The sequence below is a fragment of the Micromonospora sp. IBSANI012 genome (genome assembly GCF_052814045.1).
This window is the reverse complement of record NZ_CP199933.1, coordinates 6,103,264-6,120,747: the sequence shown is the minus strand read 5'-3', so window position 1 is coordinate 6,120,747 and position 17,484 is coordinate 6,103,264. Positions and strand designations below refer to the sequence as shown.

Annotated in this window: 16 protein-coding genes, 2 pseudogenes and 1 riboswitch; of the genes and pseudogenes, 9 read left to right on the top strand and 9 right to left on the bottom strand. The window is 74.0% G+C overall.

Going from position 1 to position 17,484, the window contains the following annotated elements:
- Positions 1-35: 35 nt before the first annotated feature.
- Positions 36-308, top strand: coding sequence for a DUF4031 domain-containing protein (locus ACTWM8_RS28365; protein WP_154941551.1), 273 nt, complete (start codon positions 36-38; stop codon positions 306-308).
- Between the two features lie 81 nt (positions 309-389).
- Here ACTWM8_RS28365 and ACTWM8_RS28360 read toward each other — a convergent pair whose 3' ends face one another.
- Positions 390-1,025: an HD domain-containing protein gene (locus tag ACTWM8_RS28360; RefSeq protein ID WP_446211603.1), complete on the bottom strand. Its 636-nt coding sequence runs from the start codon at positions 1,023-1,025 to the stop codon at positions 390-392.
- Positions 1,026-1,090: 65 nt separating this feature from the next.
- Here ACTWM8_RS28360 and ACTWM8_RS28355 point away from each other — a divergent pair, with 65 nt between their 5' ends.
- Positions 1,091-2,350 (top strand): FUSC family protein, encoded by a 1,260-nt coding sequence (locus ACTWM8_RS28355; RefSeq protein WP_446214705.1) that lies wholly within the window; start codon positions 1,091-1,093, stop codon positions 2,348-2,350.
- Positions 2,351-2,409: 59 nt separating this feature from the next.
- Here the strand turns inward: ACTWM8_RS28355 and ACTWM8_RS28350 are convergent, their stop codons facing one another.
- Positions 2,410-3,678 (bottom strand): aminotransferase class V-fold PLP-dependent enzyme, encoded by a 1,269-nt coding sequence (locus ACTWM8_RS28350; protein WP_446211602.1) that lies wholly within the window; start codon positions 3,676-3,678, stop codon positions 2,410-2,412.
- A 48-nt stretch (positions 3,679-3,726) separates the two neighbouring features.
- Positions 3,727-3,848: riboswitch (SAM riboswitch) on the bottom strand.
- A 23-nt stretch (positions 3,849-3,871) separates the two neighbouring features.
- On the opposite strand from ACTWM8_RS28350, the gene ACTWM8_RS28345 reads away from it, so the two are divergent.
- On the top strand, positions 3,872-5,353 hold the full coding sequence (locus ACTWM8_RS28345) for a PrsW family intramembrane metalloprotease (RefSeq protein WP_446211601.1): 1,482 nt from the start codon (positions 3,872-3,874) through the stop codon (positions 5,351-5,353).
- A gap of 42 nt (positions 5,354-5,395) precedes the next feature.
- Here the strand turns inward: ACTWM8_RS28345 and ACTWM8_RS28340 are convergent, their stop codons facing one another.
- On the bottom strand, positions 5,396-5,551 hold the full coding sequence (locus ACTWM8_RS28340) for a hypothetical protein (protein ID WP_179800955.1): 156 nt from the start codon (positions 5,549-5,551) through the stop codon (positions 5,396-5,398).
- A 130-nt stretch (positions 5,552-5,681) separates the two neighbouring features.
- Positions 5,682-6,029 (bottom strand): GroES family chaperonin, encoded by a 348-nt coding sequence (locus ACTWM8_RS28335; protein WP_446211600.1) that lies wholly within the window; start codon positions 6,027-6,029, stop codon positions 5,682-5,684.
- Between the two features lie 159 nt (positions 6,030-6,188).
- On the opposite strand from ACTWM8_RS28335, the gene ACTWM8_RS28330 reads away from it, so the two are divergent.
- On the top strand, positions 6,189-7,487 hold the full coding sequence (locus tag ACTWM8_RS28330) for an AI-2E family transporter (RefSeq protein ID WP_446211599.1): 1,299 nt from the start codon (positions 6,189-6,191) through the stop codon (positions 7,485-7,487).
- A 236-nt stretch (positions 7,488-7,723) separates the two neighbouring features.
- On the opposite strand, the pseudogene ACTWM8_RS28325 reads toward ACTWM8_RS28330, so the two are convergent.
- Together ACTWM8_RS28325 and ACTWM8_RS28320 are read right to left on the bottom strand one after the other, a co-directional pair.
- Positions 7,724-8,410: pseudogene (locus ACTWM8_RS28325) on the bottom strand (ATP-dependent DNA helicase); the annotation flags it as partial.
- A gap of 132 nt (positions 8,411-8,542) precedes the next feature.
- Positions 8,543-9,901, bottom strand: a pseudogene (locus ACTWM8_RS28320) (ATP-dependent DNA helicase); the annotation flags it as partial.
- A gap of 120 nt (positions 9,902-10,021) precedes the next feature.
- Here ACTWM8_RS28320 and ACTWM8_RS28315 point away from each other — a divergent pair.
- Positions 10,022-10,528 carry a DUF402 domain-containing protein gene (locus ACTWM8_RS28315; RefSeq protein ID WP_377605646.1) on the top strand — a complete coding sequence of 169 codons (507 nt, stop codon included), beginning with the start codon at positions 10,022-10,024 and terminating at the stop codon, positions 10,526-10,528.
- A gap of 7 nt (positions 10,529-10,535) precedes the next feature.
- Here ACTWM8_RS28315 and sigJ read toward each other — a convergent pair whose 3' ends face one another.
- The gene (sigJ, locus tag ACTWM8_RS28310) at positions 10,536-11,528 is read right to left on the bottom strand and encodes an RNA polymerase sigma factor SigJ (protein ID WP_446211598.1); all 993 of its coding nucleotides are present in this window, start codon (positions 11,526-11,528) and stop codon (positions 10,536-10,538) included.
- A 274-nt stretch (positions 11,529-11,802) separates the two neighbouring features.
- Here sigJ and ACTWM8_RS28305 point away from each other — a divergent pair, with 274 nt between their 5' ends.
- The 3 genes from ACTWM8_RS28305 (at position 11,803) to ACTWM8_RS28295 (ending at position 14,504) form a co-directional block, all read left to right on the top strand.
- On the top strand, positions 11,803-12,738 hold the full coding sequence (locus tag ACTWM8_RS28305) for a PPK2 family polyphosphate kinase (protein ID WP_446211597.1): 936 nt from the start codon (positions 11,803-11,805) through the stop codon (positions 12,736-12,738).
- 130 nt (positions 12,739-12,868) lie between these two features.
- The gene (locus ACTWM8_RS28300; protein WP_446211596.1) at positions 12,869-13,495 is read left to right on the top strand and encodes a DUF47 domain-containing protein; all 627 of its coding nucleotides are present in this window, start codon (positions 12,869-12,871) and stop codon (positions 13,493-13,495) included.
- Positions 13,496-13,499: 4 nt separating this feature from the next.
- Positions 13,500-14,504, top strand: a complete 1,005-nt coding sequence (locus tag ACTWM8_RS28295; protein WP_446211595.1) for an anion permease — start codon at positions 13,500-13,502, stop codon at positions 14,502-14,504.
- 51 nt (positions 14,505-14,555) lie between these two features.
- Here ACTWM8_RS28295 and ACTWM8_RS28290 read toward each other — a convergent pair whose 3' ends face one another.
- The gene (locus tag ACTWM8_RS28290) at positions 14,556-15,524 is read right to left on the bottom strand and encodes a Gfo/Idh/MocA family protein (RefSeq protein WP_446211594.1); all 969 of its coding nucleotides are present in this window, start codon (positions 15,522-15,524) and stop codon (positions 14,556-14,558) included.
- A gap of 234 nt (positions 15,525-15,758) precedes the next feature.
- Between ACTWM8_RS28290 and ACTWM8_RS28285 the strand changes: the two genes are divergently transcribed.
- Entirely contained in the window at positions 15,759-16,592 is an 834-nt protein-coding gene (locus ACTWM8_RS28285; protein ID WP_446211593.1) for an NUDIX hydrolase, read from the top strand.
- A 100-nt stretch (positions 16,593-16,692) separates the two neighbouring features.
- Here ACTWM8_RS28285 and pstB read toward each other — a convergent pair whose 3' ends face one another.
- Positions 16,693-17,469 carry a phosphate ABC transporter ATP-binding protein PstB gene (pstB, locus tag ACTWM8_RS28280; protein ID WP_446211592.1) on the bottom strand — a complete coding sequence of 259 codons (777 nt, stop codon included), beginning with the start codon at positions 17,467-17,469 and terminating at the stop codon, positions 16,693-16,695.
- Positions 17,470-17,484: the final 15 nt, after the last annotated feature.

Below are 17,484 nucleotides of genomic sequence, written 5' to 3'. Positions count from 1 at the left end.
GCGGGAGAGGCTAACGGGCGGCTAGATTGGCCGCCATGCTGTACCTGGACCGGCCCGCCTGGCCGTCACGAGGACGGCTCTGGTCCCACCTGATCAGCGACGTCTCCCTTGCGGAGTTGCACGCCTTCGCCGAGGCGCTGGGCGCACCCCGGCGCGGCTTCGACCGCGACCACTACGACATCCCCGCCGAGCGCTTCGCCATGGCGGTCTGGCTCGGTGCCCGGGTGGTCCCCAGCCGGGAGCTGGTCCGCCTGCTCCGCGACGCGGGCCTGCGCCGCCCCAAACACCTGACCCGCCCCGCCCGCTGACCCCATCGCCCCTGCCCGGCGGGGAGTGGATCGTGCCGGCGGGTGCCCGACGGCTCGGTGCCGGGGGGAGTGGGCCGGGGGTCAGGTGAGGGTGGCGAGTTCGCGGGTGAGGTTGGCGCGGGCGGGGTCGGTCCAGCGGGCCGCGAGCGGGGGGAGCCGGTAGAGGGCGGGGAGCGCGAGCAGGGCGGTCAGCACGCGGGCCCGGCCGGCCCGGAAGTCGGGCTCCGGCACGTGCGCGTACTCCGCGCGGATCGCGGCGGCGTACGCGTCGTACTCCTGCCGGGGCGCGGCGAGGATCGCCAGGTCGGCGTCGCAGAGCAGGGCGCCGTCCCGGTCGCCGGCGGTGGTGGCGTGCCCGGCGGTGAGCAGCACCAGCCGGCGCACCTCGGCCACCGCGGCGGCCGGCAGCCCCAGCGCGGTCAGCAGCGTGCCGGCCAGCGCGGCGCTGTCCCGCTCGTTGGCCTCGCCGGCCGCGCGGGGGTCGTAGACCGCGTCGTGGCACCAGGCGGCCAGCCGGACCAGCTCCGGCCGGTCGGCCAGCTCCGCGTACGCGTCGACCACGTCGAGCACGGCGGTCAGGTGCCGCACGGTGTGGTAGCGCCGCTGCGGCTCCCGCCACCGGGCCAGCAACTCCTCCCCGGCCCGGATGAGCGCCGGCCCGTCCGGGGCGCCGGCGTCCCGCGCGGCCGTCCGCCAGCGGTCGATCAGCTCCGTCACCCCGCCGAGTCTGCCCGAGCGGGCGCGGATGAATCGCGCCGGTACGGGTAGTCCCGGCCATGGCCGTGGCCCGGGACCGACGACTACCGCTGTGGCGTCGGCTCGGCCGGCGCGACGGTGAATCCGACGTCGACTCGGTGCGCATCGCGGACGCGGTGGAGGAGCTGCGCCACCGCAGCCGCGCGACCCTGCACGACCGGTTGCACCGGGTCCGGATGGCCCTGGTCCTCGCCGTCCAGGCGGGGCTCGCCGCCGCGCTGGCCTGGGTCGTCTCCCACGAGTTCCTGGGCAACCCGCAGCCGGTGTTCGCGCCGATCTCGGCGGTCGGCACCCTGGCCGCCTCGGTCGGCCAGCGGCTGCGCCGCACGGTGGAGCTGATCATCGGGGTCGCGGTCGGGGTGTTCCTCGGCGACGTCCTGATCTACTTCCTCGGTACCGGTGGATGGCAGCTCGGCCTGGTGGTGACCTCGGCGATCCTGCTGACCATCTTCTTCGGCGCCAGCGTCGCCATCGTCATCCAGGCCGCGGCGACCGCGGTGCTGATCGTCACACTCAGCCCCTCCACCCAGGACCTGGAGATACCCCGCTTCGTCGACGCGTTCATCGGGGGCGGCATCGCGCTGCTGGTGACGGCGATCCTGCTGCCGCTCAACCCGCTACGCGTGATCAACAGGGCCGCCCGGCCGGCGCTGGACCTGCTCGCCGGCCAGCTCGACGTCACCGCCGAGGCGCTGCGCAACCGGGACCGCGGCAGTGCCCAGCGGGCTCTGGAACGGCTCCGCGAGAACAAGGAGGAACTGGCCACCTTCACCGAGGCGATCGAGGGCGCGAAGGAGACCAGCACCCTCTCACCGGCCCGGTGGCACCGGCGCAGCGAGCTGACCCACTACGCGGAGGCCGCCGACCCGATCGACCGGGCCATGCGCAACAGCGGCACCCTGATCCGGCGCGCCGTCACGATGATCGAGGACGAGGAGCCGGTGCCGGATCCGCTGCCGGACGCGGTGGCCCATCTCGCCGAGGTGGTGCGCCTGCTCCGGCACGAGTTCGCCGTCGGTGAGGAACCGGAGAAGGCCCGGGAACGTTCGTTGCGCGCGGTCAGCGAGGCCGGCCGGGCCTACGCGGCGGGCGTCGGCTTCTCCGGCAGCGTGGTGGTCGCCCAGGTGCGTACCACCGCCAGCGACCTGCTGGTCGCCTCCGGCCTCGACCAGGAGGAGGCGAACCGGCTGGTCCGGAATTCCTTCGGCGACCAGGAGAAGCCGGCCGGCGAGCCGGCGGAGCGGCAGGGCACCCCGAAGCCCCCCACCGCCCCGCCGATCGGCTGAACCCCGCCCGCACCGGCACCCGCCTGAGGGCCGGCGGATCAGCGCCCGCGCACCCGCGCTCAGCCCAGGGCGGCGAGCGCAGCCAGCAGCCGGTCCACGTCCGCCCCGGTGCTGCCCAGCCCGAGGCTGGCCCGCAGCGCGGTCGGCGGCAGGTCGTCCCGCCCGGCGCGCGCCGCCGCCTCGGCGAGCAGCCGCCGGGCCAGCGGGTGCGCGCAGAACAGCCCGTCGCGCACCCCGATGTCGTGCTCCCGGGCCAGGTACGCGGCCACCTCGGCGGAGTCCCGGCCGGCCAGCACGAACGACACGATGCCCACCCGGGGCGCGTCGGGGGAGAAGGTGCGCAGCTCGACGGCGTCCGGCAGCGTGGCGAGCCCGTCGCGTAGGCGGTCCACCAGCCGCTGCTCGTGGGCGTGCAGCGCCGCCCGGTCCGCCCCGGCCAGCGCCGCGCAGACGGCGGCCAGGGCGACCGCGCCGAGCAGGTTGGGCGTACCGCCCTCGTGCCGGGCCGGGCCGGTCGTCCAGCGCACCTCGTGGGTGCCCGCGCCGACGTGGCTGGTGGCGCCGCCCCCGGCCAGGTACGGCGGGGCGGCGTCCAGCCAGTCCGCCCGACCGAGCAGGATCCCCGCGCCGAACGGGGCGTACAGCTTGTGCCCGGAGACGGCCAGGTAGTCCACGTCCAGCGCGGCGACGTCCACCGGCGCGTGCGGGGCGAGCTGGGCGGCGTCCACCACGATCCGGGCGGCGTGCCGGCGGGCCACCCGGGCCAGCTCGGCCACCGGCCAGCGTTCGCCGGTCACGTTGCTCGCCCCGGTCACCGCGACCAGCACCGGCAGCCCGGACGTGGCGCCCCGGCGCAGCTCGGCCAGCGCGGCGTCCAGCGCCCGGACCGCCCCGGCGGGACTCTCCGGCACCGGCAGGCGTACCGAGCCGCGCGGCCAGGGCAGCAGGTTGGCGTGGTGCTCCCCGGCGAAGGTGACCACCGTGGTGCCCGGGGGCAGCGCCCTGGCCAGCAGGTTGAGCGCGTCGGTGGTGTTGCGGGTGAACACCACGTGGTCGTCGGGCCGGGCGCCGAAGAAGTCGCCGACCGTCTGCCTGGCCCGCTCGTAGGCCAGGGTGCAGCGCCGCGACAGCGCCCCGGCGCCGCGGTGCACACTGGCGTACCAGGGCAGAAGCTCGGCCACCGCGTCGGCCGCGGCCCGCGCGCAGGGTGCGCTGGCGGCGTGGTCCAGGTTGATCTGCCCGGGTACGCCGAGCACGCCGAGCGGATCCGGCCCGGTCGACGCCGGCGTGACGGTGGCCGGGGCGGGCGGTACGAGGGTGAGGGTCATGTGGGCCTCCGGGGTCCAGGGACCCCAGGTGTGGGCACACCGGGACGGGGTCCGCGCTTGCCCAGCACACGAATCGGGCCGGGCCCGGTCATCACCCGGGGCACCCCACCGCGAACCTCGACGAGGGTTGCCGGCCAGCAAGCCGGGGCTTGACGCTGGCGCTCGTGACCTGACCGCAGCATAACCACCACCGATGCGCCCGGACCAGTGGGCCGGAGATGACTACGCTGACCGCATGGCCGACACCCCGCCCGGCTCGCCCGCGCCGCCGCCGCTCGCGCCGGCCCTCCCGCCGTCGGGTGGAACCCTGCCCCGGATGCCGCTGCGCCGGCTCGGCTGGCGGCGGGTCCTGGCGCTGGCCGGGGTGGTGCTGCTGATCGCGGCCTGCGCGGTCTACATGCTCTTCGTGCTCGGCTCCAACCTCGGGCTGGAGGCACTGCTCATCGGCCTGGTGGCGGCGATCCTGCCGGTGCCGGTGCTGGTCGCCTGCTTCCTCTGGCTCGACCGGTACGAGCCGGAGCCGCTGAAGTACCTGATCTTCTGCTTCGCCTGGGGCGCGTTCGTCTCCACCGCCGCCTCGCTGACGGTCAACGAGGCCGCGGCCGGGCTGTTCAAGGACTGGGGGCTGCCGCAGGCGCTCACCGGCGTGCTGGTGGCGCCGTTCATCGAGGAGCTGACCAAGGCGCTCGGCCCGATCCTGCTGCTGGTCTTCCGGCGGCGGGAGTGGTCCGGCATCACCGACGGCCTGGTCTACTGCGGGCTCTCGGCGGTCGGCTTCGCCATGGTGGAGAACATCCTCTACCTGGGCGGCTACGGCTACGCCACGGGCGCCGACCAGTGGGGCCCGGCCACCGGCTTCCGGCAGGTGTTCGCCATCTTCATCACCCGGATCCTGCTCTTCGGTTTCGCCCACCCGCTGTTCACCTCGATGACCGGGGTCGGGCTGGGCATCGCCGCCCGGACGGCGGACCGCCGGGTACGGGTGCTCGCACCGGCCGCCGGCCTGCTGCTGGCGATGATGCTGCACGGCACCTGGAACCTGATCCCGACGCTGGTGCAGGCCACCGGCGAGCTGGTGATCTTCATGTACGGCATGGTCGCGCTGATGGTGCCGATCTTCTTCGGCATGGTCGGCTTCGCGGTCTGGCTGCGGGCCTGGGAGGGGCGGCTCACCGAGCGGACGCTGCCGGACTACGTCCGGGCCGGCTGGCTCAGCCCGCCCGAGGTGGCGGCCCTGGGCAGCCTCGGCCGGCGGCACGCCGCCCGGGTCTGGGCCCGCCGGGTCGGCGGCGACGCCGGACTGCGGGCGATGCGCGGCTACCAGTTCGCGGCCACCCGGCTGGCGCTGCTGCGCGACGGGATGCGCCGGGGGCTGGACCGCAAGGCGGCCGACCGGGAACGCACCGTCCGGGAGGAGCGGGAACTGCTGGAGGCGATCGCCGCGTACCGGGCGTTCTTCGTCGGGCGCGACCCGCAGGCGCCGGTCGGGGTCTGGGACGGGCAGCGCTACCACCTGCGCTTCCCGGACGGGTCGCAGCGGGCGGTGGACGCCCCGGACTCCCCGGTGGTGCCGATCCCGGTGGTGCTGGCCCCGCCGCCGCTCCCGGTCGGCCACGGCCCGGCCGGCTGGTACGGCCCGCGCACGGCCGCGCCCTGGCCGCCCGGGCAGCCCTGACCCGCGCCACGCGCCGCCGGTGGGGAGCCGGCGGCCCGGTGGTCAGGTCATCAGGCTGGTCATGAAGTCACCGAGGCCCTGGAAGATCGCCATCAGACCCGCGCCGATTCCCTTGAACATCTGCGCCGCCCCGTCCGGCCGAAACGCCATGAAGAAGATCAGGAACGCGATGAAGCCCCAGAACAAAAGCTTCCTCACTAATTCCGGCATCGTCCCTCCCCAGGGCCCCTGATTGGGGCCTGGCTTCCCCTCGACAGGAAGCCCAAACGGCGCGGCCAGTGGTCGAGGGTGAAACAACGGCACGCCGGTGCCGTCTACAGGTGATCGGCTAGAGGTAGAGGCCGGTGTTGCCGGTGGACTCGATCTCCACCCGCTCGGCGGCGACGGCGTGCACGTCGCGCTCGCGCAGCAGGACGTACCCCCGGCCGTGCAGCTCGACCTCCGAGCGGTCGTCGGGGTCGAAGAGCACCCGGTCGCCGGAGACGATCGCGCGGACGTTGGGCCCGACCCCCACCGCGGTCGCCCAGGCCAGCCGCTTGCCCACGGCGGCGGTGGCCGGGATCACGATGCCGGCGGTGGAGCGGCGCTCACCCTCGCTGCCCTCCACCCGCACCAGCACGCGGTCGTGCAGCAGTCGGATCGGCAGGCCGGAGTCGAGGTCCTGATCGGCGGTCACGCGAAGACGCTACCGCGTGCCCGGGGGCGGTCGTCGCCGTGGTTGAGCGGTGCTGGGCGGGGGCAATGTGTGGCGGAACTGCCCTACGGTGTCGCTGTCGGACGTACCCTGTCCGGACCGTCGTGCTGGGCGGCCCGGTTTCATCCTGAGGAGGTGCGCTTGAGCCGCTTCGAGCGGGTACGCGGTCGGCTCCGCCGCGCGTACGAGTCCGGGCGGGAGTCGGTGCGCTCCAATCGTTCCGCCCCCGACGACGTACCCGAGGAGGCCCGGGTCGCCTCGCCGGCGTCCCCGGGGCCGGCCGCGCCGAGGTCGGCGACGGTGGTCGGCGCGGAGCCGCCTGCCGCGATGCACACCTCGACCAGCAGCCGCGACGACGCGGACGTGCCGCACGCGCTGCGGATCGCCGCCGCCTGGTCCTGGCGGCTGATCGTGATCGGCGTGGTCACCTGGGCGGTGCTGAAGATCGTCGGCACGATCAGCATCGTGATCATCCCGCTGGCGGTGGCGCTGCTGCTCTCCGCGCTGCTCGCGCCGGCCGTCGGCTGGCTGCTCAGGGCGCGCTTCCCCCGGTCGCTGGCGACGGCCGTGGTGCTGGTCGGCGGCCTGGCGGCGGTGGTCGGCACGCTGACCCTGGTGGTGAACGAGTTCATCCAGGGCGTGCCGGAGCTGAGCGAGAAGTCGTCGCAGGGCGTACGGCAGATCCAGAACTGGCTCAAGACCGGCCCGCTGCACCTCTCCGACGGCCAGTTGGAGCGGTACATCGACGAGGCGCAGGCCTGGGTGAACGGCAACACCGAGAAGTTCACCAGCGGCGCGATCTCCACCGCGAGCACGCTGGCCGAGGTGCTCACCGGCACCGTCCTGGTGCTCTTCGCCACCTTCTTCTTCCTGCGTGACGGCAACAACATCTGGCGGTTCCTGGTCCGGCTGCTGCCGGTGGCCGCGCGCTGGAAGGTCGACGACGCCGGCCGGGCCTCCTGGGCCACGCTCGGCGCGTACGTGCGGGCCACGGTGCTGGTCGCCTTCATCGACGCGGTCGGCATCGGGATCTTCCTGGTCATCTTCGATGTGCCGTTCGCGTTCCCGCTGGCCGCGCTGGTCTTCCTGGGCGCGTTCATCCCGATCGTCGGCGCCGCGCTCTCCGGCATCGTGGCGGTGCTGGTGGCACTGGTCGACAGCGGCCCGGTGACCGCGTTGATCATTCTGGGTGCGGTGATCGGGGTGCAGCAGGTCGAGGGGCACATCCTCCAGCCGCTGATCATGGGCCGGGCGGTGGCCATCCACCCGCTCGCGGTGATCATCGGGATCGCGGCCGGCGTGGTGCTGGCCGGCATCACCGGCGCGCTGGTGGCGGTGCCGCTGATCGCGGTGCTCAACACCGCCGTCCGCCGCCTGGCCGCGCGTACCGTTCCGGACACCCCGCCGGACGCGGTGGTGGTCGCCTCCCACGCGCCCTGACCGTGCAGACCCTCAAACGGGCCCGTCCCTTCCGGGGGCGGGCCCGTCGCGCGTCTCAGGCCGCGCCTCCGCGCCGCCCGCACCGCCGTTCGCGGCGTGTTGCGGCTTCCGCGCCTGGCGATGCCGCCGTTTGCGGCGTGTTGCGGCTTCCCGGGCGGGCGACGCCGCCGTTTGCGGCGTGTTGCGACCCCGCCCGCACAAGCGGCCGTGCCCGGACGGCGCGGGCGGAAGAGGGGTCAGGCCTTGGCGAGGCGTTCGAGGGCGCCGCGGGCCACGTCGGGGCGGGTGGTGTACCAGAACGGGGGGAGCGAGCGGCGCAGGAACGGGCCGTAGCCGCGCGCCGTCTCCAGCCGCGAGTCGAGCACCGCGACCACACCCCGGTCGCCGGTGGCCCGGATCAGCCGGCCCACCCCCTGGGCCAGCCGGACGGCCGCGATCGGCACGCTGACCGCCGCGAAACCGGAGCCGCCACCGGCGTCCACCGCCGCCGCCCGGGCGGCGGCCAGCGGCTCGTCCGGGCGCGGGAAGGGCAGCCGGTCGATCACCACGAGCTGGCAGGCGTCGCCGGGGACGTCCACCCCCTGCCAGAGCGACATCACCCCGAACAGGCAGCTCGACCGCTCCTCCCGGAACCGGCGGACCAGCAGCGGCAGCGCCTCCTCGCCCTGGAGCAGCACCGGCAGGTCCGTCCGCGCGCGCAGCAGCTCCGCGGCCTGCTGCGCCGCCCGCCGGGAGGAGAAGAGCCCGAGGGTACGGCCACCGAGCGCGCCGACCAGCCCCAGCAGCTCCTCGCCCGCCGCCTCGGGCAGCCCCGACACGCTCGGGCGGGGCAGGTGCGCGGCGACGTAGAGGATGCCCTGCCGGGCGTAGTCGAACGGGGAGCCGACGTCCAGCGACCGCCAGCCCGGGCCCTCCGTGGCGGGCACGGTGCCGGTCGCGGCCCGGCTGCCCGCGGCGACCGCCACCCCGCCGGCCTCCGGTCCGGCGCCCGGCGTGACGCCCGGCCGGCCGGCGGCGGCGGTCACGGCCAGCGCGGCGGCGGCCGGCGACGGCGGGGCGGGCGGGGGAGCGTCCAGCCCCAACGCCCGGGCCACCGTGTCGAAGCGCCCGCCCAGCGCCAGCGTGGCCGAGGTGGCGACGACGGTGCGCTCGTCGTACAGGTGGGTGGCGAGGGTGCCGGCGACGGACAGCGGCGCGACCACCAGCGCCCGGCGGCTGCCGTTCTCCGGCTTCTCCACCCAGGCCACGTCGTGGTCGGCCTCCTCGAGCAGCCGCTGGGCGGTGGTGGAGAGCTCGTCCAGCACCGCCTTGGCCTGCTGCTTGCGCACCGGGTCCGGGTCGTCGGCCTTGATGTCGCCGATCGCGTCCAGCGCGGCCCGGGTCGCCGCGTCGAGCAGCGTGCACGCCTCGCGCAGCGGGGCCGGCAGCCCGGCGGTGATCCGCCCGGCCGGCGCCTCCGCCAGCCCGACGGCGAGCGCGTCGCCGGCCTCGGTCAGCCGCTCGGCGACGTCCGGTCGTAGCAGCGGCCGGGCCCGCCGGGCGGACCGGTCGACCAGCTCCGGGACCAGCTCGGCCTGGGCGGCCGAGGAGACCCGGTCGGCCAGCTCGTGCGCCTCGTCGACGATGAGCAGCTTGTGCGGCGGCACGATGTGCCGGCCGGCGATCATGTCGACGGCGAGCAGGCTGTGGTTGGTGACGACGATGTCGGCCTCGCGCGCCCGGGCCCGGGACGCCTCGGCGAAGCACTCCTGGCCGAACGGGCAGCGGGATGCGCCGACGCACTCCCGCGCCGGCATGGAGACCAGCCGCCAGGCCTGGTCGTCGACGCCCGGGTCCAGCTCGTCCCGGTCACCGGTGGCCGTCTCGTCGGCCCAGTCGCGCAGCCGCTGGACCTGCTTGCCCAGCCGCCCGGCCTCGCCGAGCCACTTGGTGCCGCCCCCGGGCCGCGCCGCCGGAGCGTCGAAGAGGGTGTCCTCCGGCTCCTCCTCGGTGGAGTTGTCCAGCCGGGCCAGGCAGAGGTAGTGGTGCCGGCCCTTGAGCACCGCGAAGGTGGGCCGCCGGCCGAGCAGCGGCTCCACCGCGTCGGCCAGCCGGGGCAGGTCGTGGTCGACCAGCTGGGATTGCAACGCCAGGGTGGCGGTGGAGACCACCACCGGGCCGTCGACGGTCAGCGCGGGGGCGAGGTAGGCCAGCGACTTGCCGGTGCCGGTGCCCGCCTGCACCAGCAGGTGCTCGCCGGAGCCGATGCTGTGCTCGATCGCCTCGGTCATCTGCTGCTGGCCGGGGCGGGCCGCGCCACCGGGCACCGCGCCGACCGCGGCGGCCAGCAGCTCGCCGCCGCTGGGCCGGGCGCCCCGACGCCGGCCGCGGGCCGACGGGGTGGCGGAACCGGTGGCGGTGCGCGGCGGAGTCACCGTGCGACGGTACCCGCCGACGCCGACACCGGGCGCGCCGCCCGGCCGCGTGGGATACCCGATCGTGACCGGTTACTTCCGCGCAGCGACCGTTGGGCGGAATCGGTTAGGGTGCGACTCATGCCGAGCGACGTGGTCCGCGTGATCTACCGCAAATACGACGGCAGCGCCCACCGCGACTACCCGGCCCGCAGGCTCACCGAGGACGACCTGGGGGTCTGGCTGGGTGTGCCGGCCGGCACCGAGTCGGTCTACCACGGCCGGCCCTCGGTGGAGCAGATCCCCTTCGTGCTCCTGGTGCCGCACCACGCCTGGTGGACGGGCATGTTCAACCCGCCGCCGCGGACCAGCGAGGTCTACTGCGACATCACCACCCCGGCCCGCTGGGAGGGCGACGACACCGTGCACCTGTTCGACCTCGACCTGGACGTGGTGCGCCGGCGCGCCACCGGGGCGGTCGAGCTGCGCGACGAGGACGAGTTCGCCGAGCACCGGGAGCGGTTCGGCTACCCCGACGACCTGGTGGCGCAGGCGGAGGCGGCGTCGCGCTGGCTGCTCGGCGCGCTGGGCGACGGCACCGAGCCGTTCGCCACGTCGTACCGGAAGTGGCTGGCGCTGGTGCTCTGAGCCGGGCTCACCGGCGCTGCGGCCAGCCGTCCCCGGCGCCGATCTCCGCCACCCGGGTCAGCTTGTCCGGGTTGAGCTGGTTGAAGATGCCGGTGATCCGCCCGCCGTCCACGGCGAACGCGGTGACCAGCCGCTGCATCCGCCCGTCGGGCCGGGTGGTCTCGATCTGCAACCCGAGCGCCCCGTCCACCAGCACGGGCCGGGTGCGTACCCGGTGGCCGAAGCGGGCGGCCTGGCTGAAGAGGCCGAGGGTGAACCGGGCGACCTTGTCGGCCCCGGCGATCGGGTTGCGGGCGGCCGCGGCGTGCCCGCCGCCGTCGCCGATCAGCACCACGTCCGGCGCCAGCACCCGCATCAGCCCCGCCAGGTCGCCGGACTCGGTGGCGGCCACGAAGGCGGACACCACCTGCCGCTGCTCGGCCAGGTCGGCGGTGTGCCGGGGCGCGTCCGGGGTGTTGACCGCGCGGCGGGCCCGGGAGGCGAGCTGCCGGGCCGCCTCCGGGCTGGTGCCGAGCGCCTCGGCGATCTGACCGAACGGCACCGCGAAGACGTCGTGCAGCACGAAGGCCACCCGCTGCTCGGGGGTGAGCCGTTCCAGCACCACCAGCAGGGCGGTGCCGAGCTGGTCGCGGCGGACGGCCCGCTCGGCCGGGTCGGGGGCGAAGCCGTCCGGCTCCGGGGCCGCGCCGAGCGGGGTCACCAGCGGCTCGGGCAGCCACTGCCCCGGGTACGTCTCCCGGCGTACCCGGGCGGAGCGGAGCAGGTCGAGGCAGATCCGGGCGCAGGTGGTGGTGAGCCAGCCGCCCAGGTGCCGCACCTCGGCGCGGGCGGCCGGGTCGCCGAGGGCAGTGGCGTAGCGCAGCCAGGTCTCCTGCACGGCGTCCTCGGCCTCGCTCCGGCTGCCCAGCATCCGGTACGCCACCGCCATCAGCCGCCCGCGCTCGGCCTCGAACTCGCTCACCGCGTCCACCGTCACAGTCGCCTCCCCACCCGACGGCATTCTCCCCGCCCACCGGACGCCCCACCGCCCCAAAACGTGACACGTACTCCCGCGAACCCCGTCCACCAAGGCGCACTTTCCGAGAAAGCGGGGTCTCGCAGCGCCTCGAGGCCACTCCTTCTCCGAAAGTGCGCGGATCTTGGGCGGGTTGGGGGCGGGGCGGTGGAGGGGAGGGGTGGGTGGTGCTCGGGAGGCGGCGGGGGGCGAGGTGGGCGATGATCGCGGGATGAGCGCAGTCGATGGATCGGACATCGTGGCACCCGAGGGTGGAAAGATGCGAGACCTGCTCCGGGTCTCACCGGGGGCGGTCGACCCGCGTACGGTCGATCCCCGCTCGACCCCCGGGCTGCCGGCGGCGGCCGGCGGTGGCCGGGCCCGCAAGGCCTGGGCCCGGGAGCAGGTCGAACTGCTCGGCGCGGAGCTGGGCGAACAGCAGGAGATGCTCTTCGCCACCGCGAAGGCCGCCGGTGAGCCGGACGCGCCCGCGTCGGCGCCCACCACGGGCGGCGCCGAGCTGGCCCCGGACCGGCCGGGCCGGGTGCTGCTGGTGCTCCAGGCGATGGACTGCGGTGGCAAGGACGACACGGTCAAGCGGGTCGCGGGCGCGATGAACCCGCTGGGCCTGCACATCCGCTCGTTCGGCCCGCCCACCGAGGAGGAGCTGCGGCACGACTTCCTCTGGCGGATCCGGCGGGCGCTGCCCCCGCCCGGGTACGTGGGCGTGTTCAACCGCTCACACTACGAGGACGTGCTGGTGGCCCGGGTGGCGGAGCTGGTCCCGGAGGCCACCTGGCGGGCCCGGTACGACGAGATCAACGCATTCGAGCACGAGCTGGTCGACGCCGGGGTGACCCTGGTCAAGGTGATGCTGCACATCTCCCGCGAGGAGCAGGGCAAGCGGCTGCTGGAGCGGCTGACCGACCCGCGCAAGCACTGGAAGTACAACCCGTCGGACCTCGAGTCCCGGGCCCGCTGGGACGACTACCAGGCCGCGTACGCCGAGGCGCTCCAGCGGTGCGGCACGGAGGCCGCGCCCTGGTTCGTGGTGCCCGCTGACCGCAAGTGGTACCGGGACTGGGCGGTGGCCCACCTGCTGCGGGAGACGTTCGCCGGTCTGCATCTGGGGTATCCGCCTGCCGGTTTCGACGTCGGGCGGGAGCGCGAGCGGTTGCGGGCCGACGATGAAGGGGTGAAGGTGAACGGCGGGTGAACGAGCGGTGAATCGGGCCTGACCAGGGGTGGGCCGGGGAATGCCCGGTTTTCCCTTGTCCTTAGCATGCCCAGAGCAGACGCCCCGGCGGCGTCGGCCACCCTTCCACCGACACGACGAGGTCCGTGCTGTGAAGTTTTCCTTCCGTCCCACCGAGGGCGCCTTCTACGAGCTCTTCACCAGGGCCGCGCAGAACCTGGTGAAGGGCACCGAGCTGCTGAACGAGCTGGCCCTGCCCGGGGTCGAGGTGCAGTCGGTGAGCGAGCGGCTGACCGAGGTCGAGCACGACAGCGACCAGATCACCCACGAGCTCTACAAGAAGATCAACTCCACCTTCATCACCCCCTTCGACCGGGAGGACATCTACCGTCTGGGCTCGCTGCTCGACGACGTGATGGACCACCTGGAGGCGGTGGGCAACCTGCTCTACCTGTACGGCCTGACCAAGCTCCCCTCGCTGCCTCGTGAGATGCACGAGATGGTGAACGTGCTCGACCAGCAGGCCAAGCTGACCGCCGAGGCGATGCCCCGGCTGAAGTCGATGAAGGATCTCGAGGACTACTGGATCGAGTGCAACCGGCTCGAGAACAACGGCGACCAGGTGTACCGGATGCTGCTGGTCCGGCTCTTCTCCGGTGAGTACGACGCGCTCACGGTGCTGAAGATGAAGGAGGTCGCCGACGAGCTGGAGGCCGCCTGCGACGCCTTCGAGCACGTGGCCAACACCGTCGAGACCATCGCGGTCAAGGAGTCCTGATCCTGTGAGTCCCGAACTCATCGCCGTGCTGGCGGTGATCGTGGTGGCCCTGGCGTTCGACTACACCAACGGCTTCCACGACGCCGCCAACGCGATCGCGACCAGCGTCTCCACCCGGGCGCTGACACCCCGGATCGCCCTGCTGCTGGCCGCGGTCGGCAACTTCGTCGGCGCGCACTTCGGCGCGGGCGTGGCCAAGACCGTCGGCGACGGCCTGGTCACCCTGCCCACCGGCGTGGCCAGCCTGGGGGTGGTCTTCGCCGGGGTGCTCGGCGCCATCGCGTGGAACCTGATCACCTGGTACTTCGGACTGCCGTCGTCCTCCTCGCACGCCCTCTTCGGTGGCCTGGTCGGGGCGACCCTGCTCGCCACCGGCGGTGTGGTGCAGTGGGCGAACATCGGTCAGAAGGTCATCCTTCCGATGATCCTGTCGCCAATCGTCGGTCTGACCCTCGGCTACCTGCTGATGCTGGCCATCCTCTGGCTGTTCCGTAAGGGCCAGCCGGGCAAGCTCAACCGGGGCTTCCGCTGGGCGCAGACCGCCTCCGCGGCGGCCATGTCGATCGGCCACGGCATGCAGGACGCCGCCAAGACCATGGGCATCGTGGTGCTGGCGCTCTACACCGGCGGTTTCCAGGAGAGCAAGACGCACATTCCGGGCTGGGTGTTCTGGACCTCGGCGACCATGCTGGCGCTGGGCACCTACGCGGGCGGCTGGCGGATCATCCGCACCCTCGGCCGCAAGATCATCGACCTGGGTCCGCCGGAGGGCTTCGCCGCCGAGACGGTGGCCAGCGCGGTGCTCTACTTCAACGCCCTGGTGCTGAAGGCCCCGATCTCCACCACCCACACGATCACCTCGGCGATCATGGGTGTGGGTGCCACCAAGCGGCTCTCCGCGGTGCGCTGGAACGTCGCGGGCAACATCGTGCTCGCCTGGATCATCACGTTCCCGGCGGCCGCGCTGATCGCCTGCCTGACCTACCTGGTGGTCCGGCCGCTGTTCTGATCCCGGCCGTACCGCTCGTCGAGGGGCTTCCCGCCACCGGCAGGGGGCCCCTCACGCGTAGTGGACGCCGATCCGCTCCCGGATGCCGTCCAGCAGCCCCATCACCTCAAGGGTGGCGGAGTGCGGCACCAGCGGGCTCTCGGTCAGCCCCGCCGCCAGGCAGCGCTGCACCTCGGCGGCCTCGTGCTGGTAGCCGCTTCCGGTGAGATCGGCGGGGATGATCTCCGGCTCGGCGTCGGCCCGGTGCAGCACCGCCGACCCCGGCCGGTAGAACGGCTCGGGCAGGTCGATCCGGCCGGTGGTGCCGGTGATCGAGGCGGTGATCGCGGTCGCGCCGACCATGCCGCAGCCGAGCGTGGCGACGGCGCCCGAGTCGTACCCGAGGACGATGCCGGTGTTCTCGTCCACGCCCTCCGGGCCGAGCTTCGCCCAGGCGTGCACGTGCTGCGGCACGCCGAGCAGCAGGTGGGCCAGGCTCACCGGGTAGACGCCGAGGTCGAGCAGGGCGCCGCCGCCGAGGGTGCGGGCCCGCATCCGGTGCTCGGGCGGGAACGGCCCGGCCGCGCCGAAGTCGGCCCGGACGCTGGTCACTTCGCCGATCGCCCCGTCGGCGAGCAGCTCGACCACCCGCAGGATGAGCGGGTTCGTCCGCATCCACATGGCCTCCATCAGGAAGACCCCACGGGCGCGGGCGGACTCGATCAGCTCGGTGCTGCTCGGCAGGTCGAGGGTGAACGGCTTCTCCACCAGCACCGCCCGGCCGGCGTCCAGGCAGACCCGGGTCGCCTCGTGGTGGGCGGCGTGCGGGGTGGCCACGTAGATCACGTCGAGGTCCGGGTCGGCGGCCAGCTCGGCCCACGAGGCGTACGCCCGGGGGATGCCGTGCCGGGCGGCGAACCGCTCGGCGCTCGCGGCGGCCCGCGACCCGACCGCGACCAGTTCGGCCCCCGGCACCAGGCGCAGGTCCTCGGCGAAGCGGCCGGCGATGTACCCGGTGGCCAGGATTCCCCAACGTGTCATGCCGGCAGGCTAACGAAGATCGACGACCGGCCGGTCGGGCGATCCGCAGCTCGGGAACAGGGCCTGTGTCAAAGTCCTCGGTCGAGCCGAGGCGGAGTCCAAGCGGCGATCCGGCAAGGCGGAGATCCGTCCGGATACCGGTGTTGTACCCGGACGGATCTCCAACGCGGCCGGTCGTCGTCTGGGTCCGCCGTAGGCCGGCCAGGGCTTTGACACAGGCCCTAGGCTCGCGGGATGACGATCGACAGTGACGGCTTCGCCGCCCCGGCCGCCCTGGTCGAGCACGCCCGCCGGTTCCGCGCCGAGGGCGGCACCCCGGCGGTGCCGCGGGTCGCGGCCACCGTGCTGCTGCTGCGCCCGGCCGGCGACGACTTCGAGGTGTACGTCATCCGCCGGGTCGCCGCGATGGCCTTCGGCGGGATGTACGCCTTCCCCGGCGGCGGGGTGGACCGCTCCGACTCCCAGGCGCACCTGGACTGGGCCGGCCCGGAGCCGGCGGAGTGGGCCGGCCGGCTGGGGGTGGCCCCGGCGGCCGCCCAGGCGGTGGTCTGCGCCGCCGCGCGGGAGGTCTTCGAGGAGGCCGGCGTGCTGCTGGCCGGCCCGGACGCCGCGACCGTGGTGGGCGACGTCAGCGGCGACGAGTGGGAGGCCGCCCGGCAGGACCTGGAGGCCCGCCGGGTGGGCTTCGCCGACCTGCTCGCCGGGCGGCGGCTGACCCTCCGGTCGGACCTGCTGCTGCCGTGGAGCCGGTGGATCACCCCGGAGTTCGAGCCGCGCCGCTTCGACACGTACTTCTTCGTGGCGCTGCTGCCCGAGGGGCAGCGGACCCGGGACGTCTCCGGCGAGGCCGACCACACCATGTGGATCCGCCCGGCGGACGCCCTGGCCCGGGCCGAGGCCGGCGAGCTGACCATGCTGCCGCCGACGCTGGTCACCCTGGCCCAGGTGGTCGCCGCCGGCGACCTGGCCGGCGTGGCGCGGGCGGCGGCCGGCCGGGACGCCGCCACCCCGGTCACCCCGCGCCTGGACCTCCCCGACGACGGCGAACCCCGCTTCGTGCTGAGCTGACCCCGCCCCCTCCGGCACCGCCGGTCGCCGACGGCCGCGAACACGCCGAGGGGCGCCGGTCAGTGCGACCGACGCCCCTCGCGGACCGGGATCCCGCGGCTCAGCCGAAGCGGCCGGTGATGTAATCCTCGGTCTTCTTCACGCTCGGGTTGCTGAAGATCTTCTGCGTGTTGTCGTACTCGATCAGCCGGCCCGGGTCGCCGGTCTTCTCGATCGAGAAGAAGGCGGTCCGGTCCGACACCCGGGCGGCCTGCTGCATGTTGTGCGTGACGATGATGATGGTGAACTTGTCCTTGAGCTGGAACATCAGGTCCTCGATGGCCAGCGTGGAGATCGGGTCCAGCGCCGAGCAGGGCTCGTCCATCAGCACCACCTGCGGCTCGACCGCGATCGTGCGGGCGATGCAGAGCCGCTGCTGCTGACCGCCGGAGAGGCCGGCGCCCGGCTTGCCCAGCCGGTCCTTCACCTCGTCCCAGAGGTTGGCCGAGCGCAGCGCCTTCTCGGCGGCCTCGTCCAGGATCGACTTCCGGCGGACGCCGTTGAGGCGCAGCCCGGCCACCACGTTCTCGAAGATGCTCATGGTCGGGAACGGGTTCGGCCGCTGGAAGACCATGCCGATCATGCGACGCACCGCGGTGACGTCGACGTCGCGGTCGTAGATGTCCTGACCGTCGATGGTCAGGCTGCCCTCGACCCGGGCCCCGGGGAGCACCTCGTGCATCCGGTTGATCGAGCGCAGGAAGGTGGACTTGCCGCAGCCGGACGGGCCGATCAGGGCGGTCACCGTCTTGGGCTCGACGGTCAGGTTGATGTTCTCGATCGCCTTGAAGCCGCCGTAGTAGGCGGTGACGTTGTGGGCGTCGATGCGCTTGGCCATGGTGGCGGTACCTCC

Coding starts and splice junctions, on each gene's coding strand:
- ACTWM8_RS28365 (WP_154941551.1), top strand. CDS start 36: ATGCTGTACCTGGACCGGCCCGCCTGGCCGTCACGAGGACGGCTCTGG.
- ACTWM8_RS28350 (WP_446211602.1), bottom strand. CDS start 3,678: ATGACCCTCACCCTCGTACCGCCCGCCCCGGCCACCGTCACGCCGGCG.
- ACTWM8_RS28345 (WP_446211601.1), top strand. CDS start 3,872: ATGCGCCCGGACCAGTGGGCCGGAGATGACTACGCTGACCGCATGGCC.
- ACTWM8_RS28315 (WP_377605646.1), top strand. CDS start 10,022: ATGCCGAGCGACGTGGTCCGCGTGATCTACCGCAAATACGACGGCAGC.
- sigJ (WP_446211598.1), bottom strand. CDS start 11,528: ATGCCGTCGGGTGGGGAGGCGACTGTGACGGTGGACGCGGTGAGCGAG.
- ACTWM8_RS28305 (WP_446211597.1), top strand. CDS start 11,803: ATGCGAGACCTGCTCCGGGTCTCACCGGGGGCGGTCGACCCGCGTACG.
- ACTWM8_RS28290 (WP_446211594.1), bottom strand. CDS start 15,524: ATGACACGTTGGGGAATCCTGGCCACCGGGTACATCGCCGGCCGCTTC.
- ACTWM8_RS28285 (WP_446211593.1), top strand. CDS start 15,759: ATGACGATCGACAGTGACGGCTTCGCCGCCCCGGCCGCCCTGGTCGAG.
- pstB (WP_446211592.1), bottom strand. CDS start 17,469: ATGGCCAAGCGCATCGACGCCCACAACGTCACCGCCTACTACGGCGGC.